The 596-nt window shown below is 48.8% G+C and carries 1 pseudogene; it reads right to left on the bottom strand.

The features are described 5' to 3' along the window. Positions 1-596: pseudogene (gene vopD / locus R7E78_RS28400) on the bottom strand (type III secretion system translocon subunit VopD); the annotation flags it as partial.

A 596-nucleotide genomic window follows, 5' to 3' on the forward strand; every position in this document is an offset into this window, starting at 1 on the left:
TCGATGCTGAGTTTGCCATCTGTCCAAGAGCTTGAAGAATCGCGTTCTTCGCTTGGTTTGAGCTCATCAGTTTATCGAACTTGCGACCGCCGCTAGTCAATTGAGCCGTGGTGTCTGCAATGCTGTCTTTCGCTAGCGAATGTGCACGTTTTACTTGATCTTGTTGAGTTTTTGACAAGTTTCCGTTGTTCATCAACTCTTCTACTTGATCGAAGCCCGCCTTTTGCGTTTTCAGCACGTTGTTGCTTGCCATCTCGGTCTTAATTTCTTTACCCGCTTTGAACGAACCAAGCGCACCGATAATTGCTGTAGCACCCGCTAACACACCAGATACAACCGCCATCGCGATCATCGCGCTAGCAGAGTTGTTCAGCTCTGCCGCTTGGCTTTGCAAACTCGCAACGTTGGCTTCAACCGCAATTTCACGTTGAAGCACTTGCTGTTCACGGCTTAGCTTCGACACTTGGTAAAGCAGCGTCAACAAAGACAGCGATTGAGAAACCGCGTCCGAAGGTGATTTGATCACTTCTTCACCGTTCAGCACTTTCGCGGTAGTGCTCATCAGTAGATCAATCGTTGGTGCAAGCTCACCCATC

It is taken from the genome of Vibrio sp. YT-19(2023), from assembly GCF_033337395.1.